Consider the following 17,292-nt stretch of genomic DNA (forward strand, 5'->3'; position numbering starts at 1 on the left):
GAGCTCGTTCCCGACGTCCCCCGGGCGATAGCATCGGCCGGTGGCCAGCGCACCGAATCCACGGAACGAGCACGTCACCCCGTCGCTGGGGCTGACCCCGCTGTCCCGGGTCCGGCTCGACGAGCTGCTGCAGGAGATGCTCGACCGGGTCGGCGAGGTGGTCACCAGCCGGGAACGTCTGCGGGCCCTGCTCGACGCGGTGGTCGGCATCGGCTCCGACCTCGACCTGCGCAGCACCCTGCAGCGGATCGTGGCGTCGGCGTGCGAGCTGGTCGGCGCGAAGTACGGCGCGCTCGGCGTGATCGGCCCCGACCGGCTGCTGCACGACTTCATCATCCACGGCATCAGCCCCGAACTGCACGCCGAGATCGGTGAGCTGCCGCATGGCCGGGGCGTGCTCGGCCTGCTCATCGACGACCCCCGGCCGCTGCGCATGCCGGACATCACCCAGCACCCCAAGTCGTACGGCTTCCCGCCGCACCACCCGCCGATGCACAGCTTCCTCGGCGTGCCGGTGCGCATCCGGGACCACGTCTTCGGCAACCTCTACCTCGCCGAGAAGCAGGGCGCGGCCGAGTTCACCGAGGACGACGAGGAGATCGTGGTGGCGCTGGCCGCCGCGGCCGGCGTGGCCATCGAGAACGCCCGCCTCTACGCGCTGGCCCACCGGCGGGAGCGCTGGCTGGCCGCGACCGCCGAGATCACCTCGGTGCTGCTAGGCGAGGTACGGCGTACCGACGCGCTGACCCTGGTGGCCCGGCGAGCCCGGGAGGTCGCCGAGGCGGAGCTGGCCCTGCTGCTGCTCTATGACGAGGACGAGGGCCAGTTCACCGTCGAGGTGGCCGACGGCGCCGACGGGGCCGCCCGGGACCTGGTCGGTGTGGTGCTGCCCGCCACCGAGGCCACCTTCGCCGGCTCGGTCACCGAGGGCCGCCACGAGCTGCTGGCGAACCTCGCCGAGGCCGCTCCCTGGCCCCGGCCGGTGGTCGCCGGGCCGGCGGTGGTCTCCCCGCTCGCCGCGGCGGAGGCTCTGCACGGCGTACTGGTGATCGCCCACCGGCCCGACCACGGTCCCGTCGGTGAGGACGACGCCGCGCTGCTGAACAGCTTCGCCGGCCAGGCCGCGCTGGCCATGGAGCGGGCCCGGGGCCAGGAGGAGCGGGAGCTGCTGGTGGTCCTGGAAGACCGCGAACGGATCGCCCGCGACCTGCACGACGTGGTGATCCAGCGGCTGTTCGCCACCGGCCTGCAGCTGCAGAGCACCGCCCCCGTGGCGATGCGGCCCGAGGTGGCCAAGCGGATCAACGCCGCCGTCGACGACCTGGACGCCACCATCCGGGACATCCGCCGCACCATCTTCGAGCTGCGCACCCCGATGAGCGCCGCGCTGCGTACCGAGATCCGCGAGGCGATCGAGGTGGCCGCCGAGTCGCTGGGCTACCGGCCACACCTGGAGCTCAGCGGCCCGATCGACAGCGCCGTCCCGGACGAGCTGCGACCCGAGCTCACCGCCGTGCTGCGGGAGGCGCTGTCCAACGCGGTACGCCACGCGCAGGCCGACCGGGTGTCGGTGGCGGTGCGGGTCGACGCGGGCTGGGTGACCGTGATCGTCACCGACGACGGCGTCGGCTGCGACCCGGAGGCGGCCCGCAGCGGCCTGGTGAACCTGCGGGAGCGGGCCGAGCGGCTCGGCGGCGACTTCCAGCTCGGCCGGGTAGCCCCGCACGGCACTGAGGTGCGCTGGAGCGTGCCGCTGCGCGACTGACCGGACCGGCGGGCCCCGCCGACCGGCGTCCCGGCGGCCGGCGCGGTCAGCGCCGCGGGCCGAGCAGCCGGGTGGCCAGCACCGCCGCCTGGGTACGCCGTTCCAGGCCGAGCTTGGCCAGCACGCTGGAGACGTAGTTCTTCACCGTCTTCTCGGCGAGGAACATCTTGCCGGCGATCTCCCGGTTGGTAAGCCCCTCGGCCACGTACTCCAGGATCCGCCGCTCCTGCTCGGTGAGGGACTTCAGCTCGCGCGGCTCCTCGACGCCGCTGCGGATCCGCTCCAGCACCCGGGTGGTGATCGCCGGATCGAGCAACGACTGCCCGGCCGCCACCCGGCGGACCGCGTCCACCAGGTCGGTGCCCCGGATCTGCTTGAGCACGTATCCGGCGGCACCCGCCATGATCGCGGCGAAGAGCGCCTCGTCGTCCTCGTACGAGGTGAGGATCAGCCCCTTGATCGAGGAGTCCACGGCCCGGACGTCCCGGCACACGTCGATGCCGTTGCCGTCGGGCAGCCGGGCGTCCAGGATCGCCACATCGGGGCGGAGCGCCGGGATCCGGCGGGCCGCTTCCTGGGCGGAGCCGGACTCGCCGACAACCTCGATGTCGCCGCTGCTGGTGAGCAGGTCGGCCAGGCCACGACGGACGACCTCGTGGTCGTCGAGCAGGAACACCCGGATCATCCGTCCTTTCTACCCCGCCTCCCCCGCGCTGGGCACGGGCCGAAGGTCCCTACCGCGCCGCGGGGCAGACGGGCCCGCCCAGGTGGGACCTCCGGCCCTGCTCGCGAAGCCGCTGGTTGCCGCACCGTGGAACCAACCGGGAGGCGCGCACCACCTGCCACGGAAGGAGCACCACCATGACCACGGGATTCAGCGTCGAGCAGTTGCGGGCCGCCGCCAGCGACGCCGTCCGGGCACCGTCCCTGCACAACACCCAGCCGTGGCGGTTCCGGCTGCGCGACGGCGGGATCGAACTCTCCGTCGACCCGCTGCGCCGGCTGCCCGCCGCCGATCCGAGCGGCTGGGGCAGCCGGATCGCCTGCGGGGCGGCCCTGTTCAACCTGCGGCTGGCGCTCGCCGTGGCGGGCACGCCGGCCCGGGTCCGGCTCCGCCCGTACCCCGCCGACCCGGACGTGGTCGCGCGGCTGGTCCCGGACCTGCCGCGCCGCCCCACCCCCGCCGAGCAGAGCCTGTACGCCGCCATCGGCCGCCGGTTCAGCAACCGGGCCCCGTTCTGGCCCGACCCGGTCCCGGCCGAGGCCCGCTGGCGGCTCGCCGAGGCCGCCCGGGCCGAGCAGTGCTGGCTGGAGCTGGTGATCGGCGCCGGCCCGGTCAACGCGCTCGCCGAGATCGCCCGCAGCGCCCACCGGGTCCTCGAACGCGACCCCGCGTACGTGGCCGAGCGGGCCGAGTGGATCCGCGGCGAGCCGTCACCCGACGGCGTACCGGCCACCGCGGGCGGGCCGCGGAGCGAGCCGCAGGACCTGCTGCCGCAGCGCGACTTCGGCGGCCGCCACCGGGCACCGGGCCGGGACTTCGAGCCGGAGCCCCTGGTCGCCGTGCTCGGCGCGGCCGGGAACACCGCCACCGACCAGGTCATCGCCGGGCAGGCCCTGCAACGGGTGCTGCTCACCGCCACCGACGCCGGGCTCAGCGTGTCGCTGATCTCCCAGCCGATCGAGGTGCCCGGCGCGCGGGAGGCGCTGCGGCTGTCCCTGGGCCGGTTCGGCACCCCGCAGATGGTGATGCGGATCGGCTACGGCCAGCCCGGCAGCGCCACCCCGCGCCGCCCGGTCGGGGAGGTGCTGGACCTGCCAGTGGTGCCCGCCTGACCTGGCCGCGCCCGGTCCGGGTCCTGGCGTCGCCGCAGGATGGCGGCCGGCAGGTCCGGCGCCGTCAGGCCGTCGGGGTGAACCCGGCCAGCAACTTCGCCTCCCGCTCCGGGTCGAGCCCGACCGCCGCCCGAGCCGGCCGCCCGGCGCGGGGCGGCACCTGGCCGGCCTCGCGCAGCCAACGCCAGGTGTCGGCGACCGTCTCGGCGACCGGCCGGCAGACCAGCCCCGCCGCGTACGCCCGCTCCACGCCCCGCTCCTGCAACCACCGGTACGGGTGGCCCGCCGGAATCCAGATCGGCAGGTCGTTCCAGGGCTCCACGCCCGCGGCCAGGATCGGCTCCGGGTCCATCCAGCGCAGATCGGCGTCCGCGCCGGTCGCCACCACGGCCGCGTCGAGCAGCTCACCCATCGTCGCGTGCCCGGTCCGGCTCACCACGTTGTACGCACCGCCGACACCCTCGGCGCCCCGGTCCAGCAGCCAGCCGGCGAGATCCCGCGCGTCGACGTACTGCAGCGGAAGGTCGCGCGGGCCCGGGGCCAGCACCGGACCGCCCCGGGCGATCCGCTGCAACCACCACGGCAGCCGGCCGATGTCCTCGCCCGGCCCGAGGATCAACCCGGCCCGCGCCAGCAACGCCCGCTCCCCGTACACCTCCACCGCGGCCCGCTCCCCGCCCGCCTTGAGCTGCGGATAGCCACCGTCGACCGCGTCGGCCGCAGCGTCCACGACCGGCGCCTCCTCGCCCACGCCGGGCGGCACCGGCTCGGCGTAGACCGATCCGCTGGAGACGTAGACGTAGTGCGGCACCGCATCGGCGAGCGCACGGGCCGCGTCCCGCACCGCCCGGGGCGCGCCGTCCCAGGTGTCCACCACCAGGTCCCACTCACCGCCGGCGAGCGCCGCCAGCCCGTCCGGCACCGTCCGGTCCCCCTGCAACCGGCGTACGCCCGGCGGCACGTCACCGTGCAACCCTCGGTTGAACACCGTCACCGACCAGCCTCGGCTTGCGGCCTCGGCCACCACGGCCCCACCGACGAATCCTGTCCCACCCAACACCAGCAGTCGCATGCGTTCCACCCTGCCCCGCGCCCCGCTCCGCGGCGAGGGATGTTCACGGTGAGCGGATCTGCCCAGGGCAGAAGCTTCCCGCCGCCCCGCCGCCGACGCGTGATCGACTCCAGGTACGGGATGTGGCGGTATCGGCGTTGCCGGATACCGCCGTTTCCGCGACATGGAGTGGATCAACCGAGACTGGTCGCCGCAGCGTTCGCCGACCTTGAGCGCGGCGCTACGGCACGCGGACCAGGGAGGCGTAGGCGGCGCGCCCGACGGCCGTCTGGTCGGCTTCGATCGAGACGTAGACCCGTGCCGGCCAGGGCGCGCGCACGCTGGCCGTGGCCGGTGTCAGCTCGTCGCCGCAGGGCACGCGCAGGTCCGGGGAGTCGGGCGAGGGCGTGGGTCGGGGCGGTTTCGCGGTCGAGTCCCCGGCCCAGAATCGCGCACGGAGCGTCCCTTCGCCGACGCACAGGATCTCGAGCACGTAGACGCCGCTCTTGTTCTCGCTGTAACCCGTGCCGCTGAGGCCCAGATGGCCCCGCAGGACGCGATCGCCGCTGCTCATGATGATCGGCCCCTTGCCCTCACTCTTGCGCTTCCGGTTGTTCACGGAGTTGAGCCCGAGCCCGGCGGACGCTCTGGCCGCCAGGTGGTCGAGCTGGGCCGAGGAGAGCGCCGACGGGGATGGCGAGGGGCTCGGCGCCGCTGGCTGCGGGGCGGCGTCGGCGTCGACCAGGTTCGCCACCGCCGCGCCACCGGCCATCGCGATCGCTACGCTGGCGGCCACCGCAGCGACCCCGGTGCGGCGACGACGCTGCACCGTCCGCAGCGCCTGGGCGGCTCCCGGTGGACGGATGTGCGTCAGCGCCTCGGCACGCAGGAGAGCGAAGGCCTCGCTGGTCTGCTCCTCGGTGAACTCCTCAGCCATGCCGTACCTCCATCTGTGCGGGTCCGAGGCTCGCGGCGAGCGCAGCGCGACCGCGGTGGAGCCATGACCTGACGGTGCCCTCGGGCACCCCCTCACGGTCGGCGATCTCGGCGACTGGAAGGTCGGCGAGGTAGCGCAGTACCATCGCCCGCCGCTGCGCGGCCGGTAGCGAGGCCAGGGCCCCGATCAGGGCGATCCGGTCGGGTCCCGGCCCCTCGACGACCGGCTCACCGTGCTGGCGGCTGTGGAACGCCCGCATTGTGCGGATCCGCCGCCAACGGCTGGTCGCGAGGTTCCAGGCGACCCGACGGACCCAGGCAACGGGGTCGTCGTAGCCGGAGACCCGCCGCCAGCGCATGAGCGCCCGGCAGAAGGCCTCCTGGACGACGTCCTGCGCCTCGTGCCGATCGCCGAAGTAGGCGTACACCTGCACGGTCAGGTCGGCGTAGTGCGCCGCGTAGAAGTCGTCGAAGTCTGTCATCGACGACTACACGCAGGGGCGGGTCGTCACGCTGCAGGCTTCCAGGACGATTTTGCTCGCACCGTCGGCCGAACACGACGGGACGTACCGGAAAGGCGCGCAAGGGACGGGCGGCGAAGGCGCCCGACGGGGCTGGGGGCGAGGGTGACCGGCGCAGGGATCAAGCCTGACCGCCCGGAGCCGGTCACCTCGCCCCCAGCCCACGCCGCTAAGCCGGGCGGAGGATGAAAGTCCACGTGGTGGTGGTCGTGCTCGCCGCCGCCCCCACCGCCACGAGCCCGCCGTAGCTGCCGGCCGGCACGGTGCTCCCCGAGTCGGCGAGCAGCACGGTCACCCGTCCCCCGCCGGTCTGCGAGCTGTTGCTGCGTACCGCGACGCCGGAGGGCGGGGTCAGCATGGTGGACGCGCCGTCCCCGTGCAGCCAGTACGACACCCCCCAGCTCTGGTCCGCGGTCACCGACGCGTACGGGGTGGTGCGGGTGGCGGTGCTGGCCGGGTCGGTGGCCCGGGCGAAGACCGGCTCGGTCGGGGCCACCCCCCGGTACGCGGCCACGATCAGGTTGCCCTTGGACTGCGCGTCGAGGGCGACCCGTACGGTCGATCCGGCGTCGCCGGCCGCCGCGACCTTCCACCAGGCGGTGGTGGTGGCGAAGCCGCCGTCGAGGCGGTCGAGCTGGGTCCAGCCGGTGACCCCGGTGGGCTGCCCGGTGCCGGTGTGGGTGTTCTGGCTGAGCAGGAGCAGCAGGGTGTCGCCCGGCTGGACGGTCGACGGCACCGTCACGGTGTGGCTGGTCCAGTTGGCGTTCGCGGTGGCCTGCCCGACGAAGGAGATCCGCTCGGCGACCGGCGCGACGGTCACCTGGACGGTGGTGGTGGCGGTGGCGCCCCGGTCGTCGGTGACGGTGAGCGTGACCGGGTAGGTGCCGGCGGTCGGGTAGGCGTGCGAGGTGGTCGGCACCGAGACGGTGTCGGCGCCCGTCCCGTCGCCGAAGTCCCAGCGGTAGTCCTGGATCGCGCCGTCGGCGTCGGTGGAGCTGGCGCCGGAGAAGGTGCAGACCAGGCCGGCGCAGGAGGGTACGAGGTCGGCGACCGGCGGCTGGTTCGCGGTGCCGCCGGCGCCCTTGAGGATCTTGACGTAGTCGATGTCGCCGGCGAAGTAGTCGCAGGTGACCTTTACGCCGTCGCAGGAGCTCTTGCCGCCGATGGAGAGCTGCCAGTTGTTGGCGATGGTGCCGGTCGGGCCGGTCAGCCGGCTGGTCCGCACCCCGTCGACGTACATCTCCACGTAGCTGGAGGTGCGGTTGCAGGTCACGGTGTGCCACTGTCCGTCGGCGATGGAGACGTCCGTGTAGCCGGTACGCGAGGCGCCGTCGCCGCCGCGGAACAGGCACTTCGGCTTGCCGCCGGGGGCCTCGAACTTCCAGTAGCCGCCGGCCGTCGCGCCCTGTCCCTTCTGGAGGATGTTGCCGAAGGAGTACGTGGTCCGGTAGCGGATGGTGAACGAGAAGTCCCCCGCGTCGGGGTTGAAGTCGGTGCTGTGCGGGACCAGGTCCACGTGCCCCGGCACGTACTCCATGTCGCTGGGCAGGTGGGTGGCGAACCGGTGCCCGGTCGACCCGGCGTAGCGCACCCCGGTCACCACCTCGGCGCCGACGGTGCCGTTGCGGCCGTTGCCGCTGCTGTCCATGAGCACGGTCGACCCGACCGGCTCGTCCATGCTCCAGAACGCCACGGTGCGGGTGGCGGTCGCCTGGGCGGGTGATCCTCCGACGAGCACGCCCATCCCGGCCAGCAGGGCGGCGACGCCGAGCCGGCCGATGATGCGGGTGCCGCGTCGTACGGTGCCTGACCGCATGCGGTCGCCTCCTCTGGTCTGCGGATCCTCACCCTGTCACGGGCGATCCCGCGCCATCCATGGCCCGTTGGGTGGACCCGCGGGATGCCGTTGACGGAACGGCGGGTGACCGATGTGCCGGTGCGGGCGGCCCGATTGCGGCCGGCCGGGCACCGGCGACCAGCCGAAGGAGACGCCCGGCTGGGCTCGGCGAGCAGGCGGCCGGAGACCACCGCGGCGCCGCTGGCGCGGCGCGCCTGGTCCGCGGCCGGCCGCCGTACGTGGCGGGGCGGGTGGTTGCTGTGGGCGGCGTCGAGGCTGTCTCGAGGCCTGGTTGCTTCAGTCGATCGCCGAAGCTCGACGGCGTACGCCACGAGGACGAGCCGCGGTCGAGAAGACGCGCGTGGTGGGGCGCGCAACCACGAACAGCGTTCAGCACAGACGGCGGAGGCGAGAATTGACCAGGGAACGGGCCAGGGGAACGAGGAATGTGGCCGCCCGTGTCGGCGGGTGGAGCGCACGTCACCGGTGGTGGGCCATCCTGCTCTGGCTGGCGTTCGTGGTGCTCGCGACCGTCGTCGGCAACGCGGTGGGCACCACCCCGATGAAGAGCTACGAGGGCCAGAACGGCGACTCGCGCCGGGCCCAGCAGATCATCGACGAGGCCGGCTTCCCCGATGTGGCCGGTGAGATGGTGCTGGTCCAGGCCCGCGACGGGCGGATCACGGTGGACAGCCCCGAGTTCCGCCAGGCGGTGCAGGACGTCGCGAGCGCGGTCCAGGCCACCGGGCAGGTGGAGCACCTGCGCACGCCGTACGACCCGGCCGCCCCGGCACCGCGGACCGCCGACGGGACCACCGCGCTGGTGTTGTTCGACATGACCGGGGCCGGCGACACCGCGGACGAGCGGGTCCAGCCGGTCCTCGACGCGGTCGCCGGCGTGCAGGACCGCCACCCCGACCTGCGGGTGGAGCAGGCGGGCGCGGCCAGCATGCAGCGGCTGGCCGGCGTGGCGGTCAACGAGGACTTCCAGCGGGCCGAGGCGCTGTCGCTGCCGATCACCGCGCTCATCCTGCTGATCGCCTTCGGCACCCTGCTGCCCATGCTCATCCCGCTCGGGGTGTCGATGACCGCGTTCTTCGCCGCCACCGGCCTGCTGGCCCTGGCCAGCAAGCTGCTGCACGTGGCCGACACGACCACCAACATGATGCTGCTGATCGGGCTGGCCGTCGGCGTGGACTACTCACTGTTCTACGTGCGCCGGGAACGGGAGGAGCGGGCCAGAGGCCGGTCCAAGGAGCGCGCCCTGGAGATCGCCGCGGCCACCTCCGGCCGGGCGGTGCTCATCTCCGGCGTCACCGTGATCGTGGCGATGGCCGGCATGTTCCTCACCGGCCACGGCGTGTTCATGGGCTTCGCGCAGGGCACCATCCTGGTCGTCCTCACGGCGATGGTGGCCTCGGTGACCGTACTGCCGGCGGCGCTCGCGGTGTTCGGTGACGCGGTCGACGCCCGGGTGATCCACGGGATCGTCCGGGTGGTCACCCGCGGCCGGGTCACCTGGCCACGGCGACTGGGCGGCCGGGACGGCGGCGGCCGGGTGTGGAACCTGATCCTCACCGGCGTGCTGCGCCGGCCGTGGCTGTCCACCGTGCTCACCGTGGGCGTGCTCGTCGCGCTGGCGGTGCCCGCCGTCGGGATGCGGCTCGGCCAGCCCGGCATCGACGACCTGCAGGGCGACTACCCGATCGCGGCCACGTTGAAGGCGATCGACCGGGCCTTCCCGGGCGGCAACGAGCCGGCCACCGTGGCGGTCCAGGCGCCGGACGTGTCCAGCCCCGCGATGCAGGAGGCGATCGGGCGGCTCAAGGATCGGGCGCTGGCCACGGGCGTGGCGCACGAACCGGTGAGCGTGCAGGTGAACCCGGCGAAGACGGTGGCCACGGTCTCGCTGAGCATCGGCTACGGCGAGCAGGGCCGGAAGTCGGTGGCGGCGCTGCGGGAGACGATCGTGCCCGAGACCGTCGGCGCACAGCCGGGCGCGCGGGCGTACGTCACCGGCGCCATGGCCGCCACCGTGGACTTCAACCGGCAGATGTCCCGCACCGCGCCGCTGGTCCTCGTGTTCGTGCTGCTGTTGGCGTTCTTCCTGCTGCTGAGCAGCTTCCGGTCGATCATGGTGGCGATCCAGGCGATCGTGCTCAACCTGCTCTCGGTGGCCGTCGCCTACGGCGTGCTGGTGCTGGTGTTCCAGGACGGGCACGGCGCGGACCTGCTCGGCTTCACGCCGGGGGCGATCGTCAACTGGCTGCCACTGTTCCTCTTCGTCATCCTGTTCGGGCTGTCGATGGACTACCAGGTGTTCATCCTCAGCCGGATCCGCGAGGCGTACGACAGCGGGATGTCCACGGAGCGCGCGGTCACCCACGGCATCAAGGCCTCCGCGGGCGTGGTCACCAACGCCGCGCTCATCATGGTGGCGGTGTTCGCGGTGTTCGGCACCATGTCGCTGCTCAGCTTCAAGCAGATGGGCGTGGGACTGGCGGTGGCCATCCTGATCGACGCCACCATCGTGCGCGCCGTCCTGCTGCCGGCCACGATGAAACTGCTCGGCGACCGGGCCTGGTATCTGCCGAGCTGGCTCAACTGGCTGCCGACGCTGTCGCACGGTGAGGTGGCCGAGGAGAGGGAGGACGAGCCGGCGCCCGCCCGCGAGCCGGTCCCGGTGAGCTAGGAACGAAGGAAAGGACCCGCGCCCCGGCGCGGGTCCTTTCGGCGGGGTACGCCGTGTCAGCGGCCGTGTCAGGGTCGTGTCAGGCGGGTGACAGGCCGGGTGCCCATGGTGGTCGCATGACAAGTTCAGCGATTGCGGTTTCCGGGCTGCGCAAGGCATACAAGGACAAGGTCGTGCTCGACGGCATCGATCTGGATGTCCGGGCGGGCACGATCTTCTCCCTCCTCGGTCCCAACGGAGCGGGTAAGACGACGACGGTGAACGTGCTGACCACGTTGGTGAAGGCCGACGGTGGGTCGGTACGCGTCGCCGGACATGATGTCGCGACCGAGGCCAAGGCGGTGCGCGCGGCGATCGGGGTCACCGGCCAGTTCGCGGCGGTGGACGAGCTGCTGACCGGGCGGGAGAACCTGCAGCTGATGGTGGACCTGAGCCCGGTGCCCGCCAATGGCGGCAAACGGGTCGTCGCGGAGCTGCTGGAGCGGTTCGACCTGGTCGAGTCGGCGCAGAAGCCGGTGTCGACCTATTCCGGGGGTATGCGCCGGAAGCTGGATCTGGCGATGACGCTCGTCGGCAACCCGCGGATCATCTTCCTCGACGAGCCGACGACGGGGCTGGATCCGCGCAGCCGGCGCACGATGTGGTCGATCATCCGTGATCTGGTGGCCGACGGCGTGACCATTTTCCTCACCACCCAGTACCTCGAGGAAGCCGATCAGCTCGCCGACCGGATCGCGGTCCTCGATCAGGGCCGGCTGGTCGCCCAGGGCACTCCGGACGACCTCAAGCGCCAGATCCCCGGGACCCACGTCCTGCTCCGGTTCACCACCGTCGCCGAACTCGACGCGGCCGCGCGGGTCCTCAGCGACTCCACGCGGGACGACGAGGCACTGGCCCTGCGGGTGCCCAGCGACGGCGGGACGAAGTCGCTGCGGACTCTGCTGGATCGGCTCGACGAGTACGCGATCAGCGCCGAAGGCCTCTCCGTCCAGACGCCGGACCTTGATGACGTTTTCCTCGCCCTGACGGGCCGTACCACGGAGGTGGCTGCGAAATGAGCACCAAGTCCCATTCGATGGTCATGTTGCGTCGCAACTTCAAGCACATCGCCCGGAATCCGACCTCGGTGTTCAACGCGGTCCTGATGCCGATCGTGATCATGTTGATGTTCGTGTACATGTTCGGCGACGCCTTCAACGTCGGCGTCGACTACATCGACTACGCGACGCCAGGACTGATGCTGCTGGCCGTCTGCTACGGGCTGGGGTCCACCGCGACGGCGGTGAACTCCGACATGACGAAGGGCATCATCAACCGGTTCAAGGTCATGCACGTCTCCCGTGGCGCGGTGTTGACCGGCCACGTGATCGCCACCGTGCTGACCAACCTGGTCGCCATCGCGGCCCTCATCGGGGTGGCCTTCCTGCTGGGGTTCAGCCCGTCGGCGAGTTTCCTCGACTGGCTCGGCGCGATCGGCATGATCGTGCTGCTCGGCTTCGCGGCCAGCTGGCTCACGGTCGCTCTGGGGCTGTCGGCGAAGTCTCCGGAAACGGCGGGACTGGCCTCCGTGCCGCTGGTCATGCTGCCGTTCTTCAGCAGCGCGATCGTGCCGGCGGACAAGATGGGGCCGGGGCTCCGGCAGTTCGCGGAATATCAGCCCTTCACGCCGATCATCGAAACGCTGCGCGGTTTCCTCAACGGCGCACCGTCCACCGGCGACGTGATCCCCGCCCTCGCCTGGTGCGTCGGCATCGCCCTCGTCGGGTACCTGTGGGCGCGTTCCACGTTCACGAAGCGAGCGTGACCTCGACCAACTGACGCCAACTCGTCTCAGTGCCCTCCCGAGCCGCCTCGGCGAACCGCGCTTCGCCGAGGCGGCTCCGCGCCGTCTGCTCGACCCGGGCCGCATCCGGATGGGAACGGTCCGGCAATCCCCGCACACCGGCGCTCGCCGCGAGCAGCCGCGCGGCCTGCTCGGGCTGGTCGCGACGCAGCGCCAGGTCCGCAACCCCGACGAGCACCTGCGCGATCAACGGTGCGTAACCAGCCTCGAGCGCCGCCTGACACGCCGCCACACGATGCACACGGGCCTGGCCGATGTCGTCGGCCAGATAACCCAGCAGGTCGTGCGTCCCCGCCCGGACACCCGCCAGCTCAGCCTCGTCGCCCAGCATCGCCGTCATGACGCCGAGTTGCCGGTACGCCTCCCCGGCGTCACCGCGCCAGCGCGCGAGCTCCGCCTTCGACAGCGCCAGTTCGGCCAGCGCACCCGGCCAGGTGACCCGTTCCGCGAACCGTTGCGCCTCGGCTATGGCGGCCCCGCTGGAATCCTCATCGCCCAGCAACCAGTACAGCCGCGCCTGCCGCGACCGCATCCGGATGACGTCCTCGACGGCACCGACTTCGGTGACGACCGCGATCGCCTCTTCGTAGTGCTCGCACGCCGCGGCGAACTCACCGCGTACGGCGATCAGCTCCGCCAGCTCGGTCAGGGCGAACGAGATCCCGAACCGTTCGCCGAGGGCCCGGAACTCGACGAGCGCCCGCTCGAGATACGCGTCCACATCGCGCCCGTCCTGGCCGAGCCCGATCCGCATCTTGCCGAGGTGCAGCCGGGCCAGCGCGCGTACCCAGGGGTCCTCGTGGTCCAGCAACGGTTCCCACGCGGGCAGGAACGCATCCGGCGCCTGCAACATGCGTTCCAGCGGGACGACGAGCGCCATCCCCGGGTGGCTGCCTCGACTGCGCTGGCTGAACCGGTACGCCTGGTGGATCCACTCCGCCGCATGACGCTCGTCGCCCGGCCCCGAGTTCAGGAACAGCACGACGAGCGCGTACACCGTGGCCCGGATCTCATCACTCACCTCGCCGGGCGTCTCGGTGGCCGCGGTGATCAGCTCCATGCCCTCGGTCCGGTGGCCGCCGAGCCACCAGTACCAGCCGGCGCCCGCGGCCAGCCGCATCGCCGCATGCGCCTCGCCGGCCGCGAGCGCACCACGCATCGCGGACCCGATGTTGTCGTGGTCGGCCTCGAGTGCGGCGAGCCAGGTCAACTGCTCGGCGCGGCGCAGCTGCGGCTCCGCGGTCTCGGCGAGTTCGGTGAAGTAGGCCAGATGCGCGTGGCGCGCCAGGTCCGCCTCCCCCGCCTCGGCGAGCCGGTGCGCGGCGTACTCCTTGATCGTGCCGAGCATCCGGTAGCGCGGTGCGCCGTCGCCCTCGGCGACCAGCAGCGACTTCTCGGCCAGCGCGGTGAGCAACTCGAGCACCTCCTCCGGCTCGACCGCGTCGCCGGCGCAGACCCGCTCGGCCGCTTCCAGGCTCGCCCCGCCCGAGAACACCGAGAACCTGCGCAGGACCGCCCGCTCGGCGTCGGTCAGCAGCTCCCAGCTCCAGTCGACCACCGCGCGCAGCGTCCGGTGCCGGGGCAACGCGGTACGGCTGCCACCGGTGAGCAGGCGGAACCGGTCGTCGAGCCGGTTGGCGAGTTGATCGATGGACATAGTGCGCAACCTGGCCGCCGCCAGTTCGATCGCCAGCGGCATCCCGTCCAGCGCCCGGCAGACGCGCGCCATCGCCGACAACGTGTGAGCGTCGACCGCGAGATCCCGGCGCATCGCGCTCGCCCGGTCCCGCAGCAACCGGACGGCGGGAGAGGACTCGATCTCGCCCGGGCCGGCGTCCCCGTCGGGCAAGGCCAGCGGCGCGACCGGCCACAGCGCCTCACCGGTGATGCCGAGCGGTTCCCTGCTCGTCGCCAGGATCCGCAGCCGCCGGCACTCCCCGAGCAGTCGATGGGCGAACGCCGCCGCCGCCTCGATCACGTGCTCGCAATTGTCCAGGATCAGCAGCGCCTCCCGCTCGCGGATCGCGGCGATGAGCCGGTCGATCAGCTCCATGTTCGGCGCCTCGCCGAGCAGAGCGTCCCGGAGGCCGAGCCCGGCGAGCGTCGCCTGCACCACGTCACCGTCGGCGCCGATGGCGGCGAGCTCCACCAGCCAGGCGCCGTCCGGCAGGTCGTCGAGCAGGCTGCGCGCGGTTTCCGTGGCCAGCCTCGTCTTCCCCGAGCCGCCCGGCCCGATCAGGGTGGTGAGCCGGTGTTCGGCGACGAGTGCGCCGACCTCGGCGACCACGTCGTCCTTGCCGATGAAGCTGGTCAGCTCGGCACGCAGGTTGGTCCGCCGGCTCTCCTCCCGCCGTCCCAACTCGCCCCGCAGCAGGGCGACGTGCAGTGCCGAGAGCTCCGGTGAGGGGTCGACGCCCAGCGCGTCGGCCAGGGCTTCGCTCGTGCGCTGGTACACGAGCAACGCCTCGGTGTCGCGACCGGCCATGGCGAGGGCACGCATCAGCGCGATGACGAGCCGCTCCCGCACCGGGTGGGCGGACACCAGGTCGGTCAGCTCCGCGATCAGATCGGGGCCGTGGCCGACCTCCGCGTCGAACCGATCCTCCACGGCGGTCAGGCGTAGCCTCTCCAGCCGGGTGACCGCCGCGTCCAGCGCCGGGCTGTCGGGCAGGCCGACGTCCTGCATGGCCGCACCGCGCCACAGTGCGAGGGCCTCGCGCAGCCGCCGTACCCGCTGCGGACCCTCGCCGTCGCGGGCCTGGTTGACGAGCCGTTCGAACCGTACGGCGTCAACGGCGTCGGGTTCCACCGTCAACCGGTAGCCGTCCGGCTGCCCCTCGACCGACCCCTCCGGGAGCACTTTCCGCAGCCGGGAGACCAGGCGTTGCAGGGCGTTCGCCGCATCGGCCGGCGGGTTTTCACCCCAGATCCAGTCGACGAGTGCCGCCTTCGGGACTACGTGACCAGGGTTGAGCGCGAGGGCGACCAACAGCCCGCGCAACCGCGCACCCGGCACCTCGGCTGAGACGCCCCCGTCCGTGCGAACCTCGAACGGTCCAAGCATCCCGATCTGCACCTGGCAGATCTTGCCACGGGCGGTTGACCGGCTCCCACCTGCTGATGCGGCGCGGAAAGCACATGGCTCGCCAACGGAGCCAGTAACGCAGCGAAGGCCCAGCTCAACGAGCCAGGCCTCCACCTGTGCGAAATGTCCATATTGTGTGGTGGGCGATACTGGGTTTGAACCAGTGACCTCTTCCGTGTCAAGGAAGCGCGCTCCCACTGCGCCAATCGCCCGAACGCTCGCCGAGTTGACACACCGGCGGCGGTCGGCCCCGCGAGGGGCGGATCGCGAGCGGACGACGGGACTCGAACCCGCGACCCTCACCTTGGCAAGGTGATGCGCTACCAACTGCGCTACGTCCGCGTTGTCGCCGGCTCTCGTCGGCGACGGGTAGAACTGTACCCGATGACAAGATCGTCGCACGGGAGCCCCCACCCACGCCGCCGCCCCCGGTGATTGCGCTGGTCGCCGCCGGGGTACTGACTCCACTCGGCAGCACAACCCGCCCCCGGAGAAGGAGGCTGTCGTGGGAATCGGCACCAGCATCTTCCTGATCGCCGTCGGCGCGATCCTCACCTTCGCCCTGGACGCCAACATCGGCGGGGTCAGCCTGGACGTCGTCGGCTGGATCCTGATGGCGGCCGGCGTACTCGGCCTGATCATGACCACGCTGGTCTGGGGCCGCCGCCGCGAGGTGGTCACCACGGCCGAGCCGGTGGAGTACCGGCGGGTCGAGGAGCGTCGGGACACTGCCCCGCCGCTGTGACCGTCCGGGGGCCGAGGGAGCTGATCGGTCCCCGACCTGAGGCACGCGTACGGGGGCGCCGGCCAGCGCGGCCGGCGCCTCCGTTTCGCCTGCCCGGTCAGCCGCGCATCAGCTCGTTGAGCGTGCCGTAGTCGAGGGCGTCGGCCAGCGCGCCGTACGTACCGGCGGCCAGCGCCTCCTCGGCGGCCCGGCGGGCCACGGCGTACGCGGCCTGGGCGACCGACGAGCCGAGGCTGATCCGGGCCACCCCCAGCTTCGCCAGTTCCGGCACGGCCGGGGCGCCCGGTCCGGCCATCACGTTCAGCGGGGCCGGGATCGCCTCGACCAGGGCGGCCACGGTCGCCGGGTCCACCACGCCGGGCACGAACACCCCGTCGGCGCCGGCGTCCAGGTACGCCTGGGCCCGCGCCACCGTCTCCGGGAAGCCGCCGGCACTCCGCAGGAACGTGTCGATGCGCGCGTTGACGTACAACGGAAGGCCGGCCCGGTCCGCGGCGGACCGGGCGGCGGCCAGCCGGGCGCACTGCTCGTCGACCGCGCGCAGCGGCGCCGCTCCGTCGTGCTGGGCGTCCTCGACGTTCACCCCGACCGCGCCCGCCGCGATCACCGCCTCGACGGTCACGGCGACCTCGTCGGCGGTGTCGCCGTACCCGGACTCGATGTCGGCGGTGACCGGCAGGGGCGCCGCCGCGACGACCCGGCGGACCAGGTCGACGGCGGCCGCCCGGCCGAGGGCGTCGCCGTCCGGGGCGCCGAGGCTCCAGGCGACGCCGGCGCTGGTGGTGGCGACCGCTCGGGCGCCGGCGGCGGCGACGATCCGGGCACTCGCGGCGTCCCAGGCGTTGACCAGGACCAGCGGCTCGCCGGGGAGGTGCAGGGAACGGAAGTGCAGGGCTCGACTCTGGTGATCGTTCACCCGGCCAGTCTGGGTCCGCGCCGCCGGCGGACGTAATGTTTCAGTCCCAGCTGAAACGAAGGAGG

The 17,292-nt window shown here is 72.6% G+C and carries 13 protein-coding genes and 2 tRNA genes; 6 read left to right on the top strand and 9 right to left on the bottom strand.

Translation table 11 applies throughout. The features are described from left to right. Positions 1–91 precede the first annotated feature (91 nt). Positions 92–1,765, top strand: a complete 1,674-nt coding sequence (locus tag ACY34I_RS13530; RefSeq protein ID WP_462755469.1) for a sensor histidine kinase — start codon at positions 92–94, stop codon at positions 1,763–1,765. A gap of 46 nt (positions 1,766–1,811) precedes the next feature. Here the strand turns inward: ACY34I_RS13530 and ACY34I_RS13535 are convergent, their stop codons facing one another. Then, complete coding sequence (locus tag ACY34I_RS13535) at positions 1,812–2,450, bottom strand: response regulator (RefSeq protein ID WP_148801905.1); 639 nt, start codon at positions 2,448–2,450, stop codon at positions 1,812–1,814. A 176-nt stretch (positions 2,451–2,626) separates the two neighbouring features. Between ACY34I_RS13535 and ACY34I_RS13540 the strand changes: the two genes are divergently transcribed. Next, the gene (locus tag ACY34I_RS13540) at positions 2,627–3,601 is read left to right on the top strand and encodes an Acg family FMN-binding oxidoreductase (RefSeq protein WP_462755274.1); all 975 of its coding nucleotides are present in this window, start codon (positions 2,627–2,629) and stop codon (positions 3,599–3,601) included. A 64-nt stretch (positions 3,602–3,665) separates the two neighbouring features. Here the strand turns inward: ACY34I_RS13540 and ACY34I_RS13545 are convergent, their stop codons facing one another. From ACY34I_RS13545 to ACY34I_RS13560, 4 genes are all read right to left on the bottom strand, one after another. After that, entirely contained in the window at positions 3,666–4,673 is a 1,008-nt protein-coding gene (locus tag ACY34I_RS13545; protein WP_462755276.1) for an NAD-dependent epimerase/dehydratase family protein, read from the bottom strand. A gap of 220 nt (positions 4,674–4,893) precedes the next feature. Next, complete coding sequence (locus ACY34I_RS13550) at positions 4,894–5,589, bottom strand: hypothetical protein (RefSeq protein WP_462755278.1); 696 nt, start codon at positions 5,587–5,589, stop codon at positions 4,894–4,896. Then, on the bottom strand, positions 5,582–6,070 hold the full coding sequence (locus tag ACY34I_RS13555; RefSeq protein WP_462755280.1) for a SigE family RNA polymerase sigma factor: 489 nt from the start codon (positions 6,068–6,070) through the stop codon (positions 5,582–5,584). Before ACY34I_RS13555 ends, ACY34I_RS13550 begins: the two co-directional genes overlap by 8 nt. 208 nt (positions 6,071–6,278) lie before the next feature. Continuing rightward, positions 6,279–7,925, bottom strand: coding sequence for a PKD domain-containing protein (locus tag ACY34I_RS13560; protein WP_462755282.1), 1,647 nt, complete (start codon positions 7,923–7,925; stop codon positions 6,279–6,281). A gap of 469 nt (positions 7,926–8,394) precedes the next feature. Here ACY34I_RS13560 and ACY34I_RS13565 point away from each other — a divergent pair, with 469 nt between their 5' ends. From ACY34I_RS13565 to ACY34I_RS13575, 3 genes are all read left to right on the top strand, one after another. Continuing rightward, positions 8,395–10,638 (top strand): MMPL family transporter, encoded by a 2,244-nt coding sequence (locus tag ACY34I_RS13565; protein ID WP_462755284.1) that lies wholly within the window; start codon positions 8,395–8,397, stop codon positions 10,636–10,638. A 116-nt stretch (positions 10,639–10,754) separates the two neighbouring features. Next, positions 10,755–11,696 (top strand): ATP-binding cassette domain-containing protein, encoded by a 942-nt coding sequence (locus ACY34I_RS13570; RefSeq protein ID WP_462755286.1) that lies wholly within the window; start codon positions 10,755–10,757, stop codon positions 11,694–11,696. Next, positions 11,693–12,442 carry an ABC transporter permease gene (locus ACY34I_RS13575; protein ID WP_462755288.1) on the top strand — a complete coding sequence of 250 codons (750 nt, stop codon included), beginning with the start codon at positions 11,693–11,695 and terminating at the stop codon, positions 12,440–12,442. The genes ACY34I_RS13570 and ACY34I_RS13575 overlap by 4 nt, the downstream gene beginning before the upstream one ends. Here ACY34I_RS13575 and ACY34I_RS13580 read toward each other — a convergent pair. From ACY34I_RS13580 to ACY34I_RS13590, 3 genes are all read right to left on the bottom strand, one after another. Continuing rightward, positions 12,426–15,557, bottom strand: a complete 3,132-nt coding sequence (locus ACY34I_RS13580; RefSeq protein ID WP_462755290.1) for a BTAD domain-containing putative transcriptional regulator — start codon at positions 15,555–15,557, stop codon at positions 12,426–12,428. The genes ACY34I_RS13575 and ACY34I_RS13580 overlap by 17 nt on opposite strands. Before the next feature lie 146 nt (positions 15,558–15,703). Beyond that, positions 15,704–15,778 (bottom strand) — tRNA-Val (locus ACY34I_RS13585). Between the two features lie 57 nt (positions 15,779–15,835). Continuing rightward, positions 15,836–15,908: transfer RNA gene (locus tag ACY34I_RS13590), tRNA-Gly, on the bottom strand. Between the two features lie 163 nt (positions 15,909–16,071). Here ACY34I_RS13590 and ACY34I_RS13595 point away from each other — a divergent pair. Continuing rightward, positions 16,072–16,311 (top strand): DUF6458 family protein, encoded by a 240-nt coding sequence (locus tag ACY34I_RS13595; RefSeq protein WP_462755292.1) that lies wholly within the window; start codon positions 16,072–16,074, stop codon positions 16,309–16,311. 97 nt (positions 16,312–16,408) lie between these two features. Here the strand turns inward: ACY34I_RS13595 and ACY34I_RS13600 are convergent, their stop codons facing one another. Continuing rightward, positions 16,409–17,227, bottom strand: coding sequence for an isocitrate lyase/PEP mutase family protein (locus tag ACY34I_RS13600; RefSeq protein ID WP_462755294.1), 819 nt, complete (start codon positions 17,225–17,227; stop codon positions 16,409–16,411). Positions 17,228–17,292: the final 65 nt, after the last annotated feature.

The sequence above is a fragment of the Micromonospora sp. RTBAU3-60 genome (assembly GCF_054963695.1).